The 25030-nt window shown below is 41.9% G+C and carries 20 protein-coding genes; 9 read left to right on the top strand and 11 right to left on the bottom strand.

The genetic code is table 11. The annotated features are described in order from the left end of the window. Positions 1–133: 133 nt before the first annotated feature. Positions 134–292, bottom strand: coding sequence for a 50S ribosomal protein L34 (gene rpmH, locus NXX38_RS09495; protein WP_004299762.1), 159 nt, complete (start codon positions 290–292; stop codon positions 134–136). A gap of 192 nt (positions 293–484) precedes the next feature. Here rpmH and efp point away from each other — a divergent pair, with 192 nt between their 5' ends. Beyond that, on the top strand, positions 485–1051 hold the full coding sequence (gene efp / locus NXX38_RS09490; protein ID WP_148363971.1) for an elongation factor P: 567 nt from the start codon (positions 485–487) through the stop codon (positions 1049–1051). A gap of 70 nt (positions 1052–1121) precedes the next feature. Here efp and NXX38_RS09485 read toward each other — a convergent pair whose 3' ends face one another. Together NXX38_RS09485 and NXX38_RS09480 are read right to left on the bottom strand one after the other, a co-directional pair. Then, positions 1122–2522: an alkaline phosphatase gene (locus tag NXX38_RS09485; protein ID WP_148363972.1), complete on the bottom strand. Its 1401-nt coding sequence runs from the start codon at positions 2520–2522 to the stop codon at positions 1122–1124. 162 nt (positions 2523–2684) lie between these two features. Then, positions 2685–4280 carry a DUF6377 domain-containing protein gene (locus tag NXX38_RS09480; RefSeq protein WP_148363973.1) on the bottom strand — a complete coding sequence of 532 codons (1596 nt, stop codon included), beginning with the start codon at positions 4278–4280 and terminating at the stop codon, positions 2685–2687. A gap of 243 nt (positions 4281–4523) precedes the next feature. On the opposite strand from NXX38_RS09480, the gene NXX38_RS09475 reads away from it, so the two are divergent. From NXX38_RS09475 to NXX38_RS09455, 5 genes are all read left to right on the top strand, one after another. Next, on the top strand, positions 4524–6377 hold the full coding sequence (locus NXX38_RS09475) for a glycoside hydrolase family 13 protein (RefSeq protein ID WP_148363974.1): 1854 nt from the start codon (positions 4524–4526) through the stop codon (positions 6375–6377). A 202-nt stretch (positions 6378–6579) separates the two neighbouring features. Next, a complete protein-coding gene (locus tag NXX38_RS09470) occupies positions 6580–8787 on the top strand; it encodes a glycoside hydrolase family 97 protein (RefSeq protein ID WP_258979369.1) in 2208 nt (735 codons plus the stop codon). A 104-nt stretch (positions 8788–8891) separates the two neighbouring features. Continuing rightward, a complete protein-coding gene (locus tag NXX38_RS09465; protein WP_258979368.1) occupies positions 8892–11903 on the top strand; it encodes a TonB-dependent receptor in 3012 nt (1003 codons plus the stop codon). Between the two features lie 11 nt (positions 11904–11914). Beyond that, on the top strand, positions 11915–13510 hold the full coding sequence (locus NXX38_RS09460) for a RagB/SusD family nutrient uptake outer membrane protein (RefSeq protein WP_148363977.1): 1596 nt from the start codon (positions 11915–11917) through the stop codon (positions 13508–13510). 17 nt (positions 13511–13527) lie between these two features. After that, positions 13528–14655 (top strand): SusE domain-containing protein, encoded by a 1128-nt coding sequence (locus NXX38_RS09455; protein WP_258979367.1) that lies wholly within the window; start codon positions 13528–13530, stop codon positions 14653–14655. A gap of 196 nt (positions 14656–14851) precedes the next feature. Here the strand turns inward: NXX38_RS09455 and NXX38_RS09450 are convergent, their stop codons facing one another. From NXX38_RS09450 to pta, 8 genes are all read right to left on the bottom strand, one after another. After that, positions 14852–15616, bottom strand: coding sequence for a UDP-2,3-diacylglucosamine diphosphatase (locus tag NXX38_RS09450; protein ID WP_258979366.1), 765 nt, complete (start codon positions 15614–15616; stop codon positions 14852–14854). 52 nt (positions 15617–15668) lie between these two features. After that, a complete protein-coding gene (locus NXX38_RS09445; RefSeq protein WP_074909760.1) occupies positions 15669–15980 on the bottom strand; it encodes a metal-sulfur cluster assembly factor in 312 nt (103 codons plus the stop codon). Positions 15981–16149: 169 nt separating this feature from the next. Next, entirely contained in the window at positions 16150–16845 is a 696-nt protein-coding gene (gene radC / locus NXX38_RS09440; protein ID WP_148363980.1) for a RadC family protein, read from the bottom strand. A 292-nt stretch (positions 16846–17137) separates the two neighbouring features. Beyond that, positions 17138–18628, bottom strand: coding sequence for a group II intron reverse transcriptase/maturase (gene ltrA, locus NXX38_RS09435; RefSeq protein ID WP_258978446.1), 1491 nt, complete (start codon positions 18626–18628; stop codon positions 17138–17140). A 232-nt stretch (positions 18629–18860) separates the two neighbouring features. Further along, entirely contained in the window at positions 18861–19013 is a 153-nt protein-coding gene (locus NXX38_RS09430; protein ID WP_167511788.1) for a hypothetical protein, read from the bottom strand. Positions 19014–19229: 216 nt separating this feature from the next. Beyond that, a complete protein-coding gene (locus tag NXX38_RS09425; RefSeq protein ID WP_148363981.1) occupies positions 19230–20219 on the bottom strand; it encodes a glycosyltransferase family 2 protein in 990 nt (329 codons plus the stop codon). 237 nt (positions 20220–20456) lie between these two features. Beyond that, positions 20457–21656 (bottom strand): acetate kinase, encoded by a 1200-nt coding sequence (locus NXX38_RS09420; protein WP_148363982.1) that lies wholly within the window; start codon positions 21654–21656, stop codon positions 20457–20459. Positions 21657–21695: 39 nt separating this feature from the next. Next, positions 21696–22715: a phosphate acetyltransferase gene (pta, locus tag NXX38_RS09415; RefSeq protein ID WP_148363983.1), complete on the bottom strand. Its 1020-nt coding sequence runs from the start codon at positions 22713–22715 to the stop codon at positions 21696–21698. Between the two features lie 198 nt (positions 22716–22913). Between pta and NXX38_RS09410 the strand changes: the two genes are divergently transcribed. From NXX38_RS09410 to NXX38_RS09400, 3 genes are read left to right on the top strand one after another with little or no spacing between them, the layout of a single operon-like run. Beyond that, a complete protein-coding gene (locus NXX38_RS09410) occupies positions 22914–23357 on the top strand; it encodes a CidA/LrgA family protein (RefSeq protein WP_148363984.1) in 444 nt (147 codons plus the stop codon). Further along, positions 23354–24049, top strand: a complete 696-nt coding sequence (locus NXX38_RS09405) for an LrgB family protein (protein ID WP_148363985.1) — start codon at positions 23354–23356, stop codon at positions 24047–24049. The genes NXX38_RS09410 and NXX38_RS09405 overlap by 4 nt, the downstream gene beginning before the upstream one ends. A gap of 57 nt (positions 24050–24106) precedes the next feature. After that, the gene (locus tag NXX38_RS09400) at positions 24107–25024 is read left to right on the top strand and encodes a DUF2156 domain-containing protein (RefSeq protein WP_258979365.1); all 918 of its coding nucleotides are present in this window, start codon (positions 24107–24109) and stop codon (positions 25022–25024) included. Positions 25025–25030 lie beyond the last annotated feature (6 nt).

Here is a 25030-nt window from a genome sequence, read left to right as displayed (position 1 = left end):
AAGAAAAGCAAAAAGTCATAAACAAGAGCAAATAATATCGCTTTTTAACATACTATCCCCTTGAAAAACAGAGAAACAAAAAAGGCGAAGATTAAATTCTCCGCCTTTTTTGTTTCCTGATGACAAATGATTATCACTTTTGTCCGTTGTACTCATCAGAAACAGTCAGTTTCTTTCTGCCTTTCGCACGACGAGCAGCTAATACTCTACGACCATTAGCCGATGCCATTCTCTCACGGAAACCGTGTTTGTTCTTTCTCTTTCTGTTAGAGGGTTGAAATGTTCTTTTCATTACTGTATCTTGTTTTTATGTTATTATTCTACGTAATCGGGCTGCAAAAATAGGCACTTTTTTTAAATTAACCAAGAGATAACTCATTTTTGCTCAAAAGTTTTTGTGTTTTTTACCGATTTAGATTACTTTTGCAGTCGAATTCCTGCGAAAACAATTAAATAACAATAATAGATTAAGAAAAATAGCAGTATGATTAATGCTCAAGACATCAAAAACGGAACTTGTATCCGTATGGACGGAAAGCTCTATTTCTGTATAGAATTCCTGCATGTAAAACCAGGTAAAGGTAACACTTTTATGCGTACTAAACTGAAAGATGTAGTTAGCGGATACGTTCTCGAACGCCGTTTCAACATCGGTGAAAAGTTGGAAGATGTACGTGTAGAACGTCGTCCATACCAATTTTTGTATAAAGAAGGAGAAGATTATATCTTTATGAACCAGGAAACATTCGACCAACATCCTATCGCTCACGATTTGATTAACGGCGTTGACTTCCTACTCGAAGGTATGATATTGGATGTGGTTTCCGATGCTTCTACAGAAACTGTACTTTATGCAGATATGCCAATCAAAGTGCAAATGAAAGTCACTTATACTGAACCAGGACTGAAAGGTGATACAGCTACTAACACACTGAAACCTGCAACTGTGGAATCAGGTGCAACAGTACGTGTTCCTTTGTTCATCAGCGAGGGTGAAACAATCGAAATCGATACTCGTGACGGTTCTTACGTAGGACGTGTGAAAGCATAATTTAAAAGAACATATAAAAATAGCCGGGAGTCCAAAGACTCCCGGCTATTTTTATATTTATACAGTTCTATTATTTATATCCTGCAGCTTTCGCAATTCTTTTAGGTATTTCTGTATTATCAATCTTCTCACCAAACAGTTGAGAACCTGCACCAATAGCAAATACAGGAACATAACCGGCAGAGTGTCCGCCACTTACCCATCCTATCATGGCTATTTCATCCATCACTTCCTTCGCACGTGCAGCCATCGGTTCGTTCTTAGAGTACATACTTTCAGCAAATACGACTTTATTCTTCACGAATGATTTCTCAAACTCATCACGCAACTTTTTTTCCTGTTCCCAAGAAATTGGGAATTGTTTCCAGAAGCCCATTTCTTCGCCAAGGAATGTTTTCATGTCCTCCCAAGTGACTTTATTGTCTTTTGATTTTCTCAATTCACTGATACGTTGTGAAAGTCCGTCAGTAGAATTTTTCTGATATTGCAATGCTTTCAGGTTCAACGCATATTTTCCCGTACCGAGCACGATACCACCTGTTTCATGATCTGCAGTGATCACAATCAGTGTTTCTTTCGGATGTTTCTTATAGAATTCATAAGCTACTTTGACAGCATTATCCATGTCTTTCACTTCGTTGAACACAGTAGCGGCGTCATTGGCGTGGCATGCCCAGTCAATTTTACCTCCTTCTACCATCAAGAAAAAGCCTTTATTATTACCTTTAGTAAGGAAGTCAATAGCACTTTCCGTAATTTGTGCCAATGTCAAATCATTCTCTTTGCGATCAATGGCATAAGGCAGACAAGAAGGATTGGCTCCTTCTTCCTGAATCAAGATCATCTTTTCTGCTTTTGCAGCTTTTGCCTTATAGTCATTGTAACCACGTGCTACTGTATATCCTGCTTCTTCAAAAATAGGGAAAATGCTCGGAGCTTCTTTCTTGTCATAAGTAGTGGTAGGTTTCAAGAAACCACCGCCTGCATAAAAATCGAAATTGGCTTTCGGCAAATCAAGAGCGATTTCATAATTCATATTACGATCAGGTTGATGTGCATAGAATGCGGCAGGAGTAGCATGATCTACACTGACAGAAGTCGTTACGCCCACCTTTTTTCCAGCTTTCTTTGCCTTTTCAGCAACAGTTTGAATGGCACTTTTATCTTCTCCTACGGAAATAGCACCATTATAGGTCTTCTTTCCTGTTGCCAATGCAGTACCTGCAGCTGCAGAGTCTGTTACTGAATTTTTAGCAGAGAAAGTGGTTGCTACGGTAGCAACCGGAAATTGAGTAAACAACAAAGGCTCGACTCCAATACGGCCATTTTGAATTTCCGCCTGATACATCTCCGTACCATTTACTTGATTGACTCCCATTCCATCTCCGATGAAATAGAATACGTACTTTGCTTGCCCGTTGGCTACAACGGAGATAAGGACAAAGAACAGTGTGTAGATTAACTTTTTCATTCTCTAGTATATTTATTATTAGATTAGTTGCCTACAAAGTTAGAAAAAAAAGAAAGAGATGCAGCGGATTATCGAACACTAAAAGTGGATATTTGCTGAATATGCCAGTATTACTTGCTCGCATATTACGAAGCAATAACACATTGCTATCTGTGAATAGCACTATAGGTTCATTACATTCTGCTCAAACTGATCTTTGTCCCCGGCAGCTTTATTACGCATCCGGCTACGATAATTATAGATAGTGGCCAAAGAATAACCGAGAAAATGAGCGATTTTGTTACTGTCTACCACTCCCAAGCGGATAAGGGCAAAGATACGAAGTTCTGTTGTCAGAAGCTCATCGGATTTCGGATAAACCCTTGCTTCTTCTACCAGCAATTCATTAAAAGCGGAAATAAAGTTCGGAAATAATTTCAGGAAAGACTTATCAAATTCATTATAAAACTCATCCCGCTCATCCCGGATAAACTGTTCGGATTTAATAGCCTTAAATAAATCTTCGATACGGGATGCCATCGCCAGTTTAGCCAATGAGCGACGGTAGGTTTCCAGTTTATCCAGATAGTTGACACACCTGTCCAGATAGCGGGCAATATATACCTCTTTTATTTTCCCCGTCTGCTCCAGTTCTTTGTTGACTACTTGCATCTGTTCATTGGCCAAACTCAAATCATGCCGCATGATAGACAGTTTCTTCATCCAACGGTACAGAAAGAAGATAGCAACCAAAAGAAACAATGACAACAAGCTGACACTGATTAACATGGTTCGGGAAACCGCACGTTCTTTTTCTTCCTTCAGTTTATAAGCCTTATCAATAATCGGAAAAAACTCAGTTACCTCGATAAAACGTAAACGGGCATTACAAGCTACAGCGTCCTCCATCGAACAACTCAAATACTTGTAAGCACGATCAATATCCCCCTGCTCATACATCAGATGGGCCAACTTCTGCAAAGAGGCATACTCTCTCACTGAAGACTCCAAATCCGCTATCGCTGTCAATATCAGATAGTATACTTCTTTCTCTGTATCTTTCTTCATACTATATGCTTCGGACAGCGTATAGTAGATATAAACTTTCTGGCGTTCATCAACAACGTCTTTCAATGCATCATTAAGCATGACTAAAGCTGTGTCGGCTTTACCATTGACTATATATTTTTCAGCTGCAACAATCGTCCTGTTTGTTTCCGGAGGCATGATACTGATAATAGAATCACGATATAAATCTGTCTTTTTCAGGTATTTCTTTTTTTCCTCCTTATTGGTAGTATAGTCAGCAAGCCAGCCATAGCAGGCACGGTAAGTCTGATAATAAGACAGTAACATTCTTTTGTCCAACTTCGCCGGGCGAATTCTCTCCAACTCTTTCATTGCTTCAATATACATCCCCATCACCCCCAACACTGTTGCCCGGTTAATCATAATCTCATTCTCCAACTCCGGACGATTCAGTTGAGGTAGAATCTGTTTTCTACTGTTTATATAATGAAGTGCAGAATCTGCCTGATAATGGAGATAAGCATCAAACAGAGCACCATATAGCCGGTATTTATCAACAGGATCAACCGAATGAGCAAGCTGGACTTTCAAGCCATCAATCTCCTTTTCTTTCTGAAGCTGATAAGTTTCTTTCTTATTTATGATGTCGTCCAGTCTTTTAAGAGCTGCTCCATATTCCGTCTGCTTTGCAGACAATGAAACAGGATAAGCCAAGAGAAAAAATAAAATATAACAGGCTATATTTCTCATAGGATACTTTTTAAAGATGTCACAAATATAATAAATATAGTAATGAGAATGAAATATATATTCATAACTATTTTAATTTTCACTTATATTTCCTCATCGTTATTTCGCTAACATACTATTGATTTACAACGCATTAACTTCCGAAAGCATTTATATTTATATTCTAGTTTCCCAATATAGCATCCTATCCCTCTACATTTGCAACATCGGTTCGCCGAGCAAACATTTAAAATCTACGTTACCATGAAAAAGTTTTTTTTATCCGTCATCTTACTTGTATCCTTATTTAGTTGCAGCTCACTATTCGCCGCAACTGCAATAAAAAAAGTAGCCCCTGCATTCTGGTGGGCAGGAATGAAAAACCCCGAACTGCAAGTCATGCTGTATGGGGAACATATAGCTTCTGCAGAGGTCAGCATTTCTTCTAAAGACATCATGTTACAAGAAGTTGTAAAACAGGAAAATCCGAATTACCTGCTTTTATATATGAATATTTCGGAAGCAGCCCCACAGAAATTCGAAATCATTCTGAAACAAGGAAAAAAGCAAACTGTAGTCCCCTACGAGCTTAAACAAAGAAGACCGTCAGCTTCCGAAGTGGAAGGTTTTAATTCAAGCGACGTTCTTTATCTCATTATGCCGGACCGCTTTGCCAATGGCGATGTTTCTAATGATATAATCCCCGGAATGTTGGAAGCTAAAGTAGATCGTAATGATCCTTTTGCACGTCATGGCGGTGATCTGAAAGGTATAGAGAATCAACTGGATTACATTGCCAATTTGGGAGTGACAAGTATATGGCTCAATCCGATTCAGGAAAATGATATGAAAGAAGGCTCCTATCATGGTTATGCCATTACCGATTACTATCAGGTAGACCGGCGTTTCGGAAGTAATGAGGAATTCCGCAGTCTGGTGCAACAGGCACACAACAAAGGCTTAAAAGTAGTAATGGATATGATCTTCAATCATTGCGGAGACCAAAACTATCTCTTCAAAGATATGCCTTCCAAGGATTGGTTCAACTTCAAAGGCAACTATGTACAAACGACTTTCAAGACAGCTACTCCATCAGATCCGTATGCTTCGGACTATGCGAAAAAGATTGTAGTAGACGGCTGGTTTAGCGAATGTATGCCCGATTTTAACCAACGTAACCGCCATGTAGCTACTTATCTGATACAAAGCAGTATCTGGTGGATTGAATATGCAGGTATCAATGGCATCCGCCAGGACACACATCCTTATGCAGACTTCAACATGATGTCTGACTGGTGTAAAGCGGTAACAGAAGAATATCCGAATTTCAATATTGTAGGAGAAACCTGGATAGGCAGTAACGTGCTTGTCTCTTACTGGCAAAAAGACAGTAAAGTAGCCGCTCCCAAAAATTCCTATTTGCGTACAGTGATGGATTTCCCGCTGATGGATCAGATGAATAATGCTTTCGACGAGGAAACGAACGACTGGAACGGAGGACTTTACCGGCTCTTCGACTATCTATCACAAGATATCGTCTATGCCGACCCGATGAATCTATTAATCTTTCTCGACAATCATGACACTTCCCGCTTCTACCGTTCGGAAGCTGCCACACAAAACCTCGATCGCTACAAACAGGCACTCACATTTCTGTTGACAACCCGGGGAATTCCACAAATATATTATGGAACTGAAATTCTAATGGCTGCCGACAAAGCTAATGGCGACGGTTTACTCCGCTGTGATTTTCCTGGGGGCTGGCAGAATGATACACGGAATTGCTTCGACGCAACCAACCGGACAGCACAACAATATGAAGCTTTCTCTTTCCTGCAAAAACTACTTCAATGGAGAAAAGGAAATGAAGTGATCGCCAAAGGGAAATTAAAACATTTTTCTCCTAACAAAGGTGTTTATGTATACGAACGCAAATATGGTGACCAATCAGTAGCGGTATTCCTTAACGGAAACAATCGGGAACAAACCATAAACCTGAATGAATATCAGGAAATACTACCCGCTTCATCTGCTCATAATGTGCTGACAGGAGAGACAGTCAAACTAGAAAAAGAATGGACCCTTCCAAGCCGTGGAATTTTGATTTTATCCTTCTGAACAAGTTCATAACGACTTATATTTGCGGAGGTGACATTGCCAGTTAATTACCTAGGAAACAACGTATTGACATTTACACAGACTTGTATTTTTATTCTAATTCATAAAGCCGGCAAGGATAGTCTTTACATTTGCGATATTCCTAATGCAAAACACCTGAAAGCTCAAAATAATTAGCTTACAATTTAATACCATAGATAAAATGAAGAAGAATTTATTGATTATTGCCTTACTCTGTATTTCGTTCATCGCGAACGCACAACAGAAACTGACCTCACCGGATGGAAATCTGGTTATGACCTTCCAATTAAATAAAGAAGGTGCTCCCATATATGAATTGAGTTACAAAGAAAAAGCTGTCATCAAACCTAGTAAACTGGGATTGGAACTGAAAAAAGAGAATGCGACTAAGACTGATTTCGATTGGGTAGACCGCAGAGACATGGATAAACTTGATTCAAAAACAAATCTATCTGATGGGTTTGAAGTGAAAGATGCCCGTACATCTACTTTCGATGAAACCTGGAAACCGGTATGGGGAGAAGAAAAGGAAATCCGCAATCATTATAATGAACTGGCAGTGACCTTATACCAACCGGTAAACGACCGCTCCATCCTGATACGTTTTCGTCTGTTCAACGACGGTCTGGGCTTCCGCTATGAGTTCCCACAGCAGAAGACATTGAACTACTTTATCATCAAGGATGAGCATTCACAATTTGCAATGGCAGGTGACCATACCGCTTATTGGATTCCGGGTGATTATGACACACAGGAATATGATTATACCATTTCCCGCCTGTCAGAAATCAGAGGATTGATGAAACAAGCTGTCACCCCTAATACTTCACAGACCGTATTTTCACCAACAGGTGTACAGACCGCATTGATGATGAAAACCGACGATGGTTTATACATCAACCTTCATGAAGCCGCTTTGGTTGATTACTCCTGCATGAACCTGAACCTCGACGATAAAAATATGATATTCGAGTCATGGCTGACTCCGGATGCCAAAGGAGATAAAGGTTATATGCAAACTCCTTGCAATACTCCATGGCGTACGGTGATTGTCAGCGACGATGCCCGCAATATCCTTGCCTCACGTATTACCCTTAACCTGAACGAACCTTGCAAACTGGAAGATACTTCATGGATAAAACCTGTGAAATATATCGGCGTATGGTGGGACATGATTACCGGAAAAGGTTCATGGGCTTATACCGACGAACTGACCAGCGTGAAACTTGGCGAAACTGATTATTCTAAAACAAAACCGAACGGCAAACATTCCGCCAATACAGCCAATGTAAAACGTTATATAGATTTCGCAGCTACTCACGGATTCGACGCAGTGTTAGTGGAAGGATGGAATGAAGGATGGGAAGACTGGTTCGGCAACAGTAAAGACTACGTATTTGATTTCGTAACTCCGTATCCTGATTTCGATGTACAGGAAATACATCGCTATGCAGCAGGTAAGGGTGTTAAAATGATGATGCACCATGAAACTTCCGCTTCTGTACGCAACTACGAACGCCACATGGATCAGGCTTATCAGTTCATGGCAGATAACGGATACAACTCTGTAAAGAGTGGTTATGTAGGCAATATTATTCCTCGTGGAGAACACCATTACGGTCAATGGATGAACAACCACTACCTGTATGCAGTAAAGAAAGCCGCCGACTATAAAATCATGGTCAATGCACATGAAGCAACCCGGCCGACAGGTATTTGCCGCACTTATCCCAACTTAATCGGCAACGAATCGGCACGCGGTACAGAGTATGAATCATTCGGAGGGAACAAGGTATATCATACCACTATCCTGCCTTTCACACGATTAATTGGCGGTCCGATGGATTATACTCCAGGTATCTTCGAAACTCACTGCAATAAAATGAATCCTGCCAATAATTCTCAGGTACGTTCTACCATCGCCCGCCAGCTAGCTTTATACGTGACGATGTACAGTCCTTTACAAATGGCTGCCGATGTCCCCGAAAACTACGAACGGTTTATGGATGCTTTCCAATTCATCAAAGATGTAGCCATCGACTGGGACGAGAGCAACTATCTGGAAGCAGAGCCGGGAGAATACATCACTGTTGCCCGTAAAGCGAAAGGTACTAACGACTGGTATATCGGTTGTACAGCAGGTGAGAATGGACATACTTCTAAACTGACATTCGATTTTCTTACTCCGGGCAAGCAGTATATCGCCACCGTTTATGCAGATGCCAAAGATGCTGACTGGAAAGAGAATCCACAGGCATATACCATCCAAAAAGGTATTCTGACCAACAAGAGTAAGATGACTTTGCGTGCAGCCAACGGCGGAGGATATGCAATCAGTATCAAAGAAGTAAAAGATAAAGCAGAAGTAAAAGGATTAAAAAGGCTATAATCATATAGCCTTTAAAGAATAAATGTTTTCAATAGGCATTTTTACTAAATATTTTCAAGGATATGATAATATCACTATATTGTTAACTTTAATTTTTAGAATGCATGAAGCAAGTTAATTTCAGAATCTTTCAAGTGATTCTCCTCATATTGCCGGGGCTGTTCTTCGCATTAAGTTCCTATGCACAACAGATGGCTGTCAAAGGACATGTAAAAGACACCACGGGCGAACCGGTAATCGGTGCAAATGTGATTGTCAAAGGTACTACCACAGGTACAATTACCGATTTCGACGGTAACTTTACACTGAATGCTGCCAAAGATGCCATACTCTCTATTTCCTTTGTAGGTTATAAACCTGCTGAAGTGAAAGCTGCTCCTTCTGTTACTGTGACACTGCAAGATGACAGCCAATTGTTGAATGATGTCGTTGTCATTGGTTATGGTTCCGTAAAGAAGAGCGATTTGAGTGGTTCAGTTGTTGCCATCAAAGCGGAAGACATGAATCGCGGTGCTGTTACATCACCGCAGGAATTAATCCAAGGCAAAGTGCCGGGACTTTTTGTAGCTCCGGGTGATGGTAGCCCCGGAGCCGGTTCTACCATCCGTATCCGTGGAGGTGCTTCGTTGAATGCATCCAATGATCCGTTGATTGTTATTGATGGTATTCCTACTTCCAATGATGCTGCTCCGGGTACACCTAATGCACTGGCAACAATCAACCCCAATGATATTGAAACATTCACCGTTTTGAAAGATGCCTCGGCTACCGCCATCTACGGTTCGCGTGCTTCGAACGGTGTTATCATTATCACAACTAAAAAAGGTTCGCAAGGCAAGGTGAAGATTACCTATTCCGGTAGTTTCACAGCCAAAGATGTTTATCAACGTGTTCCTACTCTCAATGCCGATCAATTCCGCGAAGTACTAAAGAATCAGTATAGCGGGACGACACAAGAGGATGCGATCAGTCAGATCGTGAACAAGTACCCTCACCAATCTACCGACTGGCAGGACGCCATCTACCAGACAGGTTTGAGCACCGACCAGAATATCGCCATCTCCGGCAAGACAGGTATACTGCCCTATCGTGTCAGCCTAGGTTACAATAACGAACGCGGTACTCTCAAAACGTCTTCTTACGAACGTTACACCGCTGCCATCAATCTTAATCCGAAATTCTTTAAAGAGCATTTGAGTGTAGATATCAATGTAAAAGGTACGATCAACAACAATCGTTTTGCTGATTCGGGAGCCGTAGGTGCCGCTGCTTTCTTCGATCCAACCAAACCGATATACACAGACAGCGGAAATTATCACGGCTATTGGAACTGGTCGGAAGTGCCCGGTGCCGTTCAATCGGTAGCAACATTCAATCCACTATCTTTATTATATGATAGAGATAATCAGGGAAAGACAAACCGTAGCTTAGGCAACATCCAACTGGACTATAAGATTCATGGCCTGGAAGACCTGCACATGAACTTGAACATAGGTTATGACGTGGCAAAAACAACGGGACACAACTTTGTTGCACCCGGTTCTATCCAAAGCGCACAAGACACCAACTTTAAAAATCTGGGAAGCGGCAATACATGGAATAATTTGCGTCGCAACCATTTGCTGGATTTTTATCTGAACTATACCAAAGATATAAAATCAATCAAAAGCCATATTGATGTAATGGCAGGTTATTCCTGGCAACACTTCTACTATGCCAACCATGATATCACCTACTCCAACCCGACAGATGGAAGCGAGGGTGACAAAGAGGGGTATACGTATGATAAGGAAATAGGAAAATATGTTCGGGACAGCCATTATCGTATTCCTTACGAAAACTATCTTGTATCTTTCTTTGGTCGCTTGAACTACAACTTCATGGGACGTTATCTGCTCACCGCAACCCTGCGCCGGGATGGCTCTTCCCGTTTCAGCAAAAACAACCGCTGGGGCCTATTCCCGTCGGCAGCACTGGCATGGACAGTGAGCGATGAGGCATTCATGGCAGGAACAAAAAATGTTTTATCCAAACTGAAGCTTCGTTTGGGATATGGTGTCACCGGTCAGCAAGAAATCGGCGACTATCAATATCTGACCACTTATTCATTCAGTACCAACCCCAACACGACTTATCTGGGAACAACTCTACTGAAACCAAATGGCTACAGCCCCGACTTGAAATGGGAACAGACCGCGACCTATAATTTTGCCATCGACTATGGTTTCCTGAATAATCGCATCAATGGTAGCATCGAGTATTATCAGAAACATACCAAAGACCTATTGAATACTGTCAGCGCACCTGCCGGCACCAACTTCACCAATCAAATTACAGCTAACGTGGGTGAAATGAAGAATGAAGGAGTCGAATTCAATATCAATGCAATGGCTATACAAAGCAAAGATTTTACCTGGAATGTGGGCTACAACATCACTTGGAATGACAGCAAGATTACCAAACTGACGGCTACTTATAATCCCGAATATCAAGGTATCGATGCCGGAACGAATCAAAAACATCAGATCAATGAACAGCCCAACACTTTCTATCTTTTCCAACAAGTATATGATAAAGATGGAAAAGCGATCCAGAATGCTTTTGTCGACCGTGACGGCAATGGAAAAATTACAGAAGCCGACCGTTATCTGACAGGTAAAAGTCCGATGGCAAAAGTCTTTATGGGACTAAGCTCGGAATTTACTTACCGCAACTGGGACTTGGGCTTCAACCTGCGTGCCAACCTCGGAAACTATGTATTTAATTCTCTTGCTTCCGGTAACAGCACTACCTACAACTACAGTGGTAAAGGCTTCCTCGTAAACTATTACGAAGCAATCTATAAAACCGGATTCACCCAGATCAACAGTACGGAGCAGGGAGCCAGCGATTACTTCCTCGAAAATGCCTCTTTCCTGAAAATGGATAACATCACGCTGGGTTACTCCTTCAAAAAGCTCTTCACCAACCGATTGTCGGGACGTATCAGTGCTTCGGTGCAGAACGTATTTACGATTACAAAGTACAGCGGTCTGGACCCAGAAACATCAGCAGTAGACGGAAGTATGTGGCCTCGTCCCCGCACATTTACATTAGGTATCAATCTTAACTTTTAAAACGGAATGCCATGAAAAAGAAATATTATATATTAGTTTCAATACTGACTTGCCTCACCGTTTTCAGCGGTTGCGTGGGTGATTTAGATGTACAGCCTTTAGACCCGACCGTTGTTACAGCGGAAAGAGCCTATACAGATGCAGCAAGTTATACCAAAGGATTAAATAAAATATATTCAGTTTGGGCACTTTCCGGACAGAATGGAAGTGATTCCGATATTGCCGGTTTGGATGGAGGTAACACTGTATTGATGCGCTGCTGGTGGACGATGCAGGAGCAGACCACCGACGAATGCAAGAATGCAGCGAACGAAGCCTGGTCGAGCGAAATCAATAGCCTGACCTGGAGTACCAGCAAGAATGAAATCATAGAGGGAGTGTACCAACGCTGCATGTTTGTAGTGGCACTTACCAATGAATTTATGAAGAATATAGATAATGCACCGTCAGAAATCGACCAGAAAAGCTATGCGGCGCAAGCTCGATTCAATCGTGCTTTCGCATATTACGTTCTGATGGATGCTTATGGCAGACCTCCGTTCATCACCGAACAGAATTATTCGCTCACTCCATCACAGCTTTCACGCACGGAACTGTTCAACTGGATTGAAAGCGAACTGAATACCATCAGAACCGATCTGCCTGCTACCCGTACAGAATACGGACGAGCCGACCAAACTGTAGTGGACGCATTATTGGCACGTATGTATCTGAACGCCGAAGTTTATACGGGACAGCCACGCTACACCGATTGTATCTCCGCCTGCAAACGCATCATCCCTCATTATTCCCTGGCAAGCAACTATGCCGATTTGTTTAAAGCGGACAATGGAGAGAACCCGGAAACATTGAAAGAAATTATCTATCCGGTCATTTTTGATGGCAGAAAAACTCAATCCTGGGGAATGACAGCACTGATTGTCGGCGCACGCAAAGAAGCAGGCGGTGGTGTTCGCGAAGGATGGAGTGTGTTCCGAGGCACACAGAATTTAGTGGGACTGTTTAGTTTTGAAGACAACACAACTCCTAAGCCGGAAGAAATTCTGGATAAACGAGGCATCTTCGATGACTATAACGGTAAATGTAACTATCAGATAACAACCGGAGTAGTAGGTAATTTTGATACCGAAGGCTGGGGAGTCATCAAATATACGAACCTCACCAGTACAGGAGAGCCGGGACAGGACGTTCTGTGGGTAGATACTGATTTCCCTTTGTTCCGTCTGGGCGATGTTTACCTGATGTATGCAGAAGCAGTGGCACGTGGCGGCGAAGGCGGTGATATCAATACGGCTGTCGGATATGTAAATGAGTTACGCGACCGTGCTTATGGAGAAACCCCACATAATAAGATCGACGCAGCCTGGCTGACAGCTAACAACTATCAGAATATCTTGGACGAAAGAGGCCGTGAACTTTACTGGGAAGGCGTCCGTCGCATAGACCTGATTCGTTTCGGCAAATACACATCTTCCTCCTACACGTGGCCTGCCAAAGGTGGTGTCATTACCGGAGTAGGTGTCAACGAAAGATACAATATATTCCCTATTCCTATTTCGGACATCAGCGTAAACGGATCACTGGAACAAAACGAAGGTTATAAATAATAAAATGACTTACAGATATGAAAATAGTAAAATATATATCAGCAATCTGCCTATCACTATTGATATTCAGTGCTTGCGAGAGCGACCTGGACAAAGTGTATTACAATGAGAGCGAAGTGACTCCTGCCGTATTGTCCGGCATTGCCGACACTTATGTATTGGACGCGAATAAAGCCCAGACCACTGCGATCGAATTTAAATGGATCAATCCCCAGGCAGGATATGCCGCCCAGATTACCAATTCTTTGCAAATGGCCTTGAAAGGCAAGGATTTTGAAAATGCAATAACCTTGTACTCCTCTACAGAAGAGGGGTCTTATGACATCACTACACTGGATTTGAACAGTAAAATAATGACGCTGTTCAAATCTTATGAAATGGAAGTCACCGTAGAACCTTATGATTTTGAATTCCGTATCGCCTCTTCTATCTCAGATGCTGTCGATTCCTTCTATTCAAACATAGAGTCCGCCCAGATCACTCCGTTTATCGGCGAACCCGAATATCCGAAAGTATACCTACCGGGAGCCTACTGCGACTGGGGAAATCCGGATGATTCGTTCAAGCAATGCCAATTACTGTTCTCTGCCAATGATGATGGCATCTATGAAGGATGGGTAGTCTTTGGCAATCAGGCAAAAGACGGCTGGAAGATTTCTCCTGAAGCATCCTGGAAAACGAGTTGGGGAACCGATGATGTCACCGAAAAGAATCCTGCTTCCATCACGCTGGCTACCAGTACGGGTAATATTGCCTGCTATGATAAGTATTCTTACAAATTTTCTTTTAATAAGGCGACTCTGGAACTTTCTACGAAAGCATCAGCCGATGCATGGGGAATTGCAGGTACACATAACGATTGGGGAAATGCAGCTGCGGACACTCCTATGACTTTAGCTTTTGAATCGGAGGCTTCAGGCAACAGAGCCTATTACTTAACTGCCACATTGGACCTAAAAGCCGATAACGCATGGAAAATCCGCGCAGATAACAAATGGACGAATTCATTCGGTACCAATGATGTTGAAGGAGAATTTGAAGAAGCGGGCAGCGATAATAATTTTAAAGTAAGCGAGGATGGCACTTATACCATTAAACTATACTTTAATAAAGTAAAAGCCAAGTTGATCGTAACGAAAAAATAAGTTTTTCATTAGGAATTACGCTGGTTAATACAGATTCAGTAGGGATATTTACTGAATATCTTTACTGAAAGATAAAATCAAAAGCAACTAAATCGCAATGAATTAGTTGCCTTTGATTTTAATATTTAGAGAATATCCCTGTTATATTGCAAATAAATAAGTTACAATCCAATCTATGTAATTGGTAGTATAATAATCAAGCTTGCGTTTCTCCTTCGATATACTCTTCCAAAAAGAGATTCTCTCCGTCGAATACGGCATAAGAGAAGAAGTTAATCCAGTCTCCCAAAATCAGTACGCGGGAGGTTGCACTCAACATCAGATCCAATTCAATGTGACGATGCCCGTAGATAAAGAAATTGATATTAGGATGGCTTCTCAGATACTCCTTTGTATATAGTACCAAATGTTCTTTATTTTCTCCCATGTAATCCGGTTCTTTTCCATCAACCCGTTTCTGTCGGCTACGCTTTGCCCACGTCAGTCCCAATTCCACACTCCACCGGGGATGGATGGCTGAAAACATCGTTTGCAAAGTTTTACTATGAAACATCTGCCGGAGTAATTTGAACTTCTTATCCGGATCACCCAGTCCGTCACCATGAGCAAGATAAAATTCTTTCCCATAGATTTCTGTAGTCAACGGTTCACGGTGCATAATGACACCACATTCTTTCGTAAGATAATCCCCACACCAGATATCGTGGTTACCAATAAAGTAGTGAATTTCCACTCCCATATCCGTCAGCTCGGAGATTTTCCCCAAAAACCGGGTATAGCCTTTAGGAACCACCAACCGGAATTCATACCAGAAGTCGAACATATCTCCCAACAGATAAATGGCAGAAGCTTTATGCTTTATACTGTCGAGAAAGTTCACAAGGCGTCGTTCCTGGGTGCGTCCATGTTCTATGGCACGAGACCCCAGATGCGCATCGGAAAGGAAATAAACATTCTTCATGAGTTTTGAGTTGTTAGTTATAAGAGATTGATTATGAAGCTATCACTCGTAACTAAAGAAAGCCCAGTTCAAGTTTTGCTTCCTCGCTCATCATATCTTTATCCCACTCGGGTTCAAACACTAGATTAATGGTGGCTGCAGTCACCCCCTCCACCGATTCCACTTTCTGACGGATATCCTCCATTATAAAATCAGCTGCCGGACAATTAGGGGCGGTGAGTGTCATATCAAGTACTACTTCCCCATTATCAGAAACATCTATCTTATAAATCAGTCCAAGATCGTATACATTCACCGGGATTTCCGGGTCGTACACCGTTTTTAGCATGGCTACAATCTTTTCTTCTATTTCAATCTTTTCCATACGTCCTCTTATTTTTTTATATATCGCAAAGATAGAGATAAAAAATGAAACATAAAAAATTAGACACAGAATGCATATCACGTATCCAAAGAATATGCAGTTTATTCTCTACCTCCGGCTGATTAAGAAAACGTATCGGGATGGCAAATTGTTGTAGAAAGCCAAACAGTCAAAGTAATCCTTCATCTGCAAAACTAAAGAATCCTTCTTCACAAACGACCACATGATCTATCAGGCGGATATTCATTGTATCCGCTGCTTTGCGAATATGTTCCGTCAAGGTTTTATCGGGCTGACTAGGACGGATATTCCCTGAAGGATGATTATGGACCACAGCTATTTGTGTGGCTCTTTGCAACAATGCTTCCCGAAGAATGGTACGCACATCGGTGTATGTTCCATCTATCCCGCCAGTACTGATACGCACCTTATCAATCAGTTTCGTTGCCTGGTTCAACAAAAGAACCCAGAATTCTTCTTGTTCCAGATCGCACATCAGAGGTTGAAAAATATCATAGATATCTTTTGAACAGCTTATTTGAGATCTTTCTTTTATACTCTGCAGTTTCCTTCGTTTTCCAAGTTCCAATGCAGCCATCACTGTGATACTCTTCGCCGGTCCTATACCTTTAAAACGGGAATAGTCGCAGACTTCCCATTTTGCCAAGGAATTAAGATTATTATCACAAGACAGAAGCAAGCGTCGCATCAGTTCAACAGCACTCTCTTCCGTATTTCCGGAGCCGATTAATATAGCGAGTAGTTCGGCATCACTCAATGCGGCTGCTCCCTTCTCCATCATTTTCTCCCGCGGGCGGTCCTCCAGTGCCCATTGGTTGATGGATAGTTTGTGTTTACTTTCCATTTGCTATGTTTTGAAAATGTAAAGGTAGACTTATTTTATTTAATGATAGAGGTAACGGAAAACAATTTGGCTATAGCCATCTTCTTTTTTCTATGCTAAGACAAGTTGTCTGACACCCGGGTGTCAGACAACTTGTGTTATGTAGGTCGGCGGCATTGCTGCCGCTTTCCCCATTAAGAACTGTACGTGCGACTTTCACCGCATACAGCTCCGATAATTCTAAATTTAATTCTCATAAAATTAAATCGGCTCATAATCATCTTGCGATGACTTGTTTCCGATAAAGTTTTCTTCACGCACGTTGACGGGCACTTTTGAGTTTCCGCCTTTCGAAGTATTCGTCCCATGATGGGTCGAACGGATTGGCCTCGCATCTTATCTTTGTGTGTCGCTTGATTGGAATTTCTGTCAGTTGCTGTAATGTGAACTTATCCTTTATTTCTCCACATACATATTCAAAACCGAAAATCCAATTTCTGCCACCTTTTCGGATAAAATACTTCTTCCTTATCCATTTCCTTGACTTGTCGGTATGTCTGCGATATGACCATCTTTTAAGTTGATTTATTAAGATATGGTCACATCGGCAGAACACCTCCTTTGATACCACATGGCTGTAGTAGTTACCCCATCCCTTTATTATAGGATTGAGTTTCTCTATCAGCTCCTGCTGGGATGATGCCTTACCTTTGGTCAGCACAACCTCATGCAGCTTGTCAGTGAAACGTTTCTGACTTTTCTTTGACGGCTTTATTAACAATGTGCCGTTGTACTTCCGGACATTGAAACCTAAAAAGTCAAATCCGTCACTGATATGTGTTATCAGTGTCTTCTCATCGGATAGGGTAAGTCCTCTTTCCTTTAGAAAAACTGTCAACATTTCCTTTATTTCAAGTAACGTTTTCCTTTTGTCAGCAGTGACAATGAAGTCATCCGCATATCTTACGAGATTGACTTTGGGGCAGTAAAGTTTTCCATTGACATAACTTGCCTTGTACTTCTCTTTGAGCATCCTTTCCATGCCGTCAAGAGTTGCATTTGCAAGTGTCGGTGAAATAATGCCGCCCTGTGGTGTCCCTTCAATAGTCGGTTGAAGCAGTCTGTTGAATACAACTCCACTTTTCAGCCATTTTCTTAATATCTGCCTGTCGATTCGTACGTTATCGAGAAGCCATTCATGGCTGATATGGTCGAAGCAGCCTTTTATGTCTCCCTCCAATATCCATTCGGGAGAGCAATCCCTGCTTAGCCATCTGTGAAGCGCATCTATCGCATCTGCCGTACTTCTGAACTTTCTGAATCCGTAAGAGTTTGCATCCGCTTCACTTTCCGTTATGGGTTCCAATGCCATAAGATACAGTGCCTGCATGGCTCTGTCTTTCATGGTCGGTATTCCCAACGGTCTTGTCTTGCCGTTTGCCTTAGGTATGTTAACTCTTTTCAATGGGAGGGCTTTATATCCTCTCCGTGTCAAAGAACGTATAGCTTCTATTTTATTGGCATCGGTATCCCACTTTATGTGGTCAACCCCTGCCGTGCGTTTACCTTTATTGGAGGTCACTTTCCTTACTGCCAATGCCTTGGCTTCGAACGAAGTGACAAGCAGGTGCTGCAAGGCTTTAACCTTGTTGTACCTCTTTTCTTTATGAGCCTTTGCTATTCGGACTTGCAGCTTTCTGACCTTTCGTTCACATTTGGAGAAGTCAATGCTTTTCCATGTTGTGTTACGCTCGGCTGAAGATGCACACTCGGCTTTCGCCTTGCTCCTTTGCTGTTTCTTCATTTCGTTAAAGTTCTACAATCGTTTCACAAAGAATTACCCTGCGGAAGTCTGCCTGCTTTCGCATGAGGTGACGTTTAAACCTCTATCTTCCGCATTACACGGAAGCGTTCGCTTTCTCCGCAATCCTTTACCCGCACATCATTCGGCTTCTCTTGCGATTGGCTTACCTGCCCGATAAAGGACAGGAGAGATACGGGCTTACCAAGTTCCGTACAAGTAACTTACGACCGACTTAAAGTCCGCCCATCCACCGGCAGTGCTGCATCCGTGTAGTCCTGAAAAAGAGAGAACTATCCTGACTGCCCGCCATTTTGGCTATAGCTTGTAAATATCCGTAAGCTATTCTTTTGTTACGATGGTGCAGCGGTTCACATACGTTACTCATATCGGTCAGCCTAACAGCCTATACATTGGATATTTCTGCATAGAACCATATTGTCAAGAGGGCTTCGCACCAAACAATTACTCGTAAAGCACGCCTCTTTAGGCTACTGTTGACGGAACAACAGGTTCAGACATTATGCTGAACAATTACTTGTACGACTTCTTGTCGCACCTTTTAAACAAAAATAGGAATGGTAATAGGCAAATAAAAAATGGATTACTTATAAAAATTCTTTTGGAAAGCCTCAAACTCATCCTTCCCTCTGATACAACGCTGCCACCATGCGCGCCAAAAACCTGTACCATAGCCTATAAGCTGTATAAATGCGGCAGCAATGGAATAAACGCCAATAGACAGACTTTTATTCTGAATAGTAGAATCAATGCATACGAGCAATGCATAGAGAATGATCGGCGTGAAACTGAAGAGGCAGAAGGGGGTTCCTAATAATAGAAGCGCCACTCCCAATGTAAATACGGCTGGAAGCAAATGCACCAGTTTCAGAGAATCCGGATATTTCTTATAAAGATTAATACGGGCAATGCCGGAATTATGCACCTGCTTGAAAAATTTCTTCAAGTCAGTCCGACGTTTATGATATACCCAGGCATCAGGAAAAAGACGACAAGTGTACCCATTCTTAAAGATACGGATACTGAAATCAATATCCTCCCCAAAACGCATCTTTGAAAAACCTCCCAAAGCCTCGTACACTGCCCGGCGAACTCCCATATTAAAACTACGGGGATAGAATTTGTCCATCTTCTTTTTTCCGCCACGGATACCTCCGGTCGTGAAGAAAGAGGTCATGGAATAGTTGATTGCCTTCTGAATATCAGTGAAAGAATCGTGTGCACGGTCGGGGCCACCAAAAGCATCGGCAGGAGAAGTGGTAAGCTCCTTCTCTACCGCATCGAAGTAGCCTTCGGGAAGGATGACATCAGAATCCAATATAATAAGGTATTCTCCTTCGCTACGTTCTGCTCCGTAATTACGGGTTTGTCCCGGACCGGAATTGGGTTTAGAGAAATATTTTATATTCAACCGATCTGCATACCGGTCTACTACTCCTTTGCAGGGAATGGAAGAACCATCTTCAACAACAACAACTTCAAAATCCTTAAAGTGTTGCACTGTAAGACTTTGCAATAATTCATCCACTTCATCGGGACGATTATAAACGGGAATTATGACGGAGTAACGCATATCAAAAACGGGATATAACTATTGATATGCAAAGTAAGACAAAAAAAAGGAAACTGCTTCTCTGATTGACAAAAAATAAATGGAAGGTATTGGATGATGCATCCAAACAATAGCAACTGGCAGCAGAATAGGTGTAATTACTAAAGTTACCAAACTATAAGTACCCGGACGGACTCACATAAAAAAAGATGGACTCAAAATTGAATCCATCTTTTTTATTTCTAACTGATTAATCTGTTATTTCTTCAGGATATCCATTGTATCCGATGCGATCAACAGTTCTTCGTCTGTCGGGATCACTACCACTTTCACTTTAGAAGCAGGAGTAGAAATGATTGCTTCTTCACCGTGAACCTTAGCATTTACTTCATTATCAAGTTCGATACCCATGAATTCCATATCCTTACAAACTTCACGACGACATTCCATCTGATTTTCACCAACGCCACCTGTAAACAGGATAATATCCACACCACCCAATGCAGCAGCATAAGCGCCGATATATTTCTTGATACGGTAATAATACATCTTCTCAGCAAGGATTGCTTTCTCATTACCAGCCGCACAAGCAGCCAAGAGTTCACGCATATCGCTTGATACGCCTGAAATACCCAGTACACCGCTCTTCTTGTTCAACAGATTAGAAACACCGGTCGTATTCAAGCCTTCTTTTTCCATGATAAATGTTACTGCACCGGCATCAATATCACCGCTACGAGTCCCCATCATCAAGCCTTCCAACGGAGTCAAGCCCATCGTAGTATCCATACATTTACCATCTTTGATAGCAGCGATAGAACCACCGTTACCAATGTGGCAAGTGATAATTTTCTGTCCTACCGGATTTACACCCAGGAATTCACATACACGCTTTGACACATAACGATGAGAAGTTCCGTGGAAACCATAACGACGTACACCATACTTTTCATACAGTTCGTGAGGAATAGCATACATATAAGCATAATCCGGCATTGTCTGATGGAAAGCCGTATCAAATACACCTACCTGCGGAATGTCAGGAAGAATAGCAGAAACAGCATTCACCCCTTTCAAGTTAGCAGGATTGTGAAGTGGAGCCAAGTCATTACAAGCTGCGAAAGCTTCCAAAACTTCTTTATTCAGCAATACAGATTCGCTGAAACGCTCTCCCCCGTGTACCATACGGTGACCTACAGCATTAATCTCATCCAAAGATTTGATAGCACCATATTCGGGGTGGGTCAATGTATTCAGGATAAACTCTACTCCTATTGTATGTTCCGGAATATCTTTTTCCAAAATTTTCTTCTCACCATTCGGCAAAGTCAGTTTCAAGAATGATCCTTTCAGACCGATTTTTTCAATACCACCTTGTGCAATCACCTCTTTGGTGGTCATATCGAACAATTTATATTTAATAGATGAACTTCCGCAGTTCAATACCAGAATCTTCATGTTGTTGTCGATTTATACTTAATACTTTATATCTAATACTTATTTATTCGCTTTTGCTGCAATGGCCTGATTAGCCGTAATAGCAATCATGCGATATACATCCTCGATAGAACAACCACGAGACAAGTCGTTTACCGGACAAGCAATACCCTGAAGAATCGGGCCGACAGCATCAGCATGTCCCAGACGTTGAACTAATTTATAAGAAATATTACCAACCTCCAGACTCGGAACGATCAGCACATTTGCTTGTCCTGCAACTGGAGAACCCGGCGCCTTGCTAGCACCGACTTCCGGTACAAGAGCAGCATCAGCCTGCATTTCACCATCCAGATCAAGAGTAGGAGCCATCTCTTTCGCAATCTTAGTAGCTTCTACCACCTTATCCACTACTTCGTGTTTAGCAGAACCTTTGGTAGAGAAGCTCAACAGAGCTACTTTCGGATTTTCAATACCGGCAACAGCTTTCGCAGTTTGAGCGGTACAAACAGCAATCTGTGCCAGCTGGTTAGCATCCGGAACCGGAGTTACGGCAACATCTCCCATGACTAGAATACCGTTCTTTCCGTATTCAGGAGCATGAGTCAAAAGCAACATAGCACCAGACACGCAAGTGATTCCCGGTGCAGTCTTGATAATCTGTAAAGCAGGACGCAGTACGTTACCGGTCGTGTTGCGGGCACCGGCCAACTGACCGTCAGCATCACCGCTCTTAATCATTAAACAACCATAGAACAAAGGATCGCTCGTCAATTTGCGGGCTTCTTCGATAGTCATCCCCTTCTTTTTACGAAGTTCACACAACAACTGTGCGTATTCTTCGTGTTTCGGAGAAGTTTCAGGATCAATGATAGTAGCTTTACCGATGTTTCCCAATCCCCATTTTGTAGCAAGTTCATTAATTTCAGCCGGTTTACCCAGTAAAATTAGATCGGCTACTTCGTCTGTCAAAATCATATTGGCAGCTTTCAATGTGCGTTCTTCAGTTCCTTCCGGAAGAACAATACGTTGGCGATTTGCTTTCGCACGCGCCACGATTTGGTTGATTAAATTGAGCATAGATATATTGAATATTATTATAAAACCTCATTACAATTTGTAATTTGCGGTGCAAAAGTACTCAATTTTGCAACATCCACATTACAATTTCGCCTATTTTTCTCTTTCAAGTCTAAAATATTATAATATTTAACACTGTACTCCTATTTTTCATACCTTTGCAGCGTTTTCAAAACAAAATCAATAGGTTATTAGTATATGATACGTCAGTGCGCCATTTTATTTGGCTGTTTGGCTTTGGGTGAATTAATTGTTTATTTTACGGGTATCAAGCTCCCCTCCAGCATCATTGGCATGCTGCTGCTCACCCTCTTTTTAAAATTAGGTTGGATTAAATTACACTGGGTACAGGGGTTGTCTGACTTTCTGGTTGCTAACTTGGGATTCTTTTTCGTTCCACCCGGTGTGGCTCTTATGCTATACTTTGATGTTATTGCGGCAGAATTCTGGCCAATTGTGATAGCTACCATTGTCAGTACCGCACTTGTACTTGTCGTAACGGGATGGGTACATCAGATCGTTCGCAAGTTCAGACTGGCGCATCAGATCAAACTGGCACGCAAACTTCATCTGTCAGATTTCCATCTACCGGAGAAACTACACCTTAAAGATAAAATCAACTTAACGAATAAAGACAAATGAGTTTCTTAGAAAATAATTTCTTCCTGTTGGCTATTACCTTCGGGATTTTCTTCTTTGCCAAACTGCTTCAGAAGAAAACAGGACTGGTATTATTAAATCCTATATTGCTGACCATCGCACTATTAATCATCTTCCTTAAAATGACCCATATCTCTTATGAGACATATAATAAAGGAGGACATCTGATCGAATTCTGGCTACGCCCGGCCGTTGTGGCTTTAGGCGTACCTTTATATCTACAACTGGAAATGATAAAAAAACAGTTGTTGCCTATTCTACTGTCTCAACTGGCAGGCTGCATCGTCGGAGTTATTTCAGTAGTACTGATTGCAAAGTTCATGGGAGCTTCACAAGAAGTAATCCTGTCGCTGGCTCCAAAATCGGTTACGACTCCCATTGCGATGGAAGTAACCAAAGCCATCGGCGGTATTCCGTCACTGACGGCGGCAGTTGTTGTAGCAGTAGGTTTATTAGGCGCTATCTGTGGTTTTAAAACAATGAAAATCATGCATGTAGGCAGCCCGATCGCCCAAGGACTTTCAATGGGAACAGCCGCCCATGCCGTCGGCACCTCTACCGCAATGGATATCAGCAGCAAATACGGAGCCTATGCTAGTCTGGGACTGACGTTGAATGGAATATTCACTGCATTGCTGACACCTACAATCCTTCGATTATTAGGTGTTTTGTAAAAACAAAATCTCTTGATTTTCCGTTATATAAAGAGTTAAACGCAAAAAAGCAATCTTATGATTCCATTTAAAGATATTACATTAACAGACAGGGACACAATCACCTCATTCACGATGAAAAGTAATCGCCGCAATTGCGATCTTTCATTCTCAAATCTTTGTAGCTGGAGGTTTTTATATGATACCCAATTTGCAGTAGTCGATAATTTTCTGGTGTTCAAGTTCTGGGCAGGAGATCAGCTTGCTTATATGATGCCCGTAGGTACAGGAGATTTGAAAGCAATATTGCGGGAGCTGATAGAAGATGCCCGCAAAGAAAACCATCATTTCTGTATGTTAGGAGTGTGTAGTAATATGCGCACCGAACTTGAGACCATCCTTCCGGAACAGTTCACTTTCACAGAAGATCGCGACTATGCTGATTATATCTATTTAAGAAGCGATCTTTCGACGTTGAAAGGTAAGAAATTCCAAGCGAAAAGAAATCATATCAACCGGTTCCGCAACACTTATCCGGATTATGAGTATACACCGATTACCCCAGACCGTATTCAGGAATGCCTCGATCTGGAAGCAGAATGGTGTAAAGTGAACAATTGTGACCAACAGGAAGGAACGGGCAATGAACGCCGTGCCCTGATCTATGCACTTCATAACTTCGAAGCACTCGGGCTGACGGGTGGAATTCTTCATGTGAACGGTAAAATCGTGGCATTTACATTCGGTATGCCTATCAATCATGAAACGTTCGGTGTACATGTAGAAAAAGCGGATACCAGCATTGAGGGTGCATATGCTATGATTAATTATGAATTCGCCAACCGGATTCCTGAGCAATATATTTATATCAACCGGGAAGAGGATTTAGGTATTGAAGGTTTGCGCAAAGCCAAATTGTCTTACCAACCGGTGACGATTCTGGAGAAATACATGGCTTGCCTCAAGGAGCATCCCATGAATATGGTTAAATGGTAAACTCTT

The sequence above is a fragment of the Bacteroides sp. BFG-637 genome (assembly GCF_024793605.1).
GTDB classification, from domain to species: domain Bacteria; phylum Bacteroidota; class Bacteroidia; order Bacteroidales; family Bacteroidaceae; genus Bacteroides; species Bacteroides vicugnae.
Note: the sequence above shows the minus strand (reverse complement) of the source record. Positions and strands in the feature narration are given on the sequence as shown.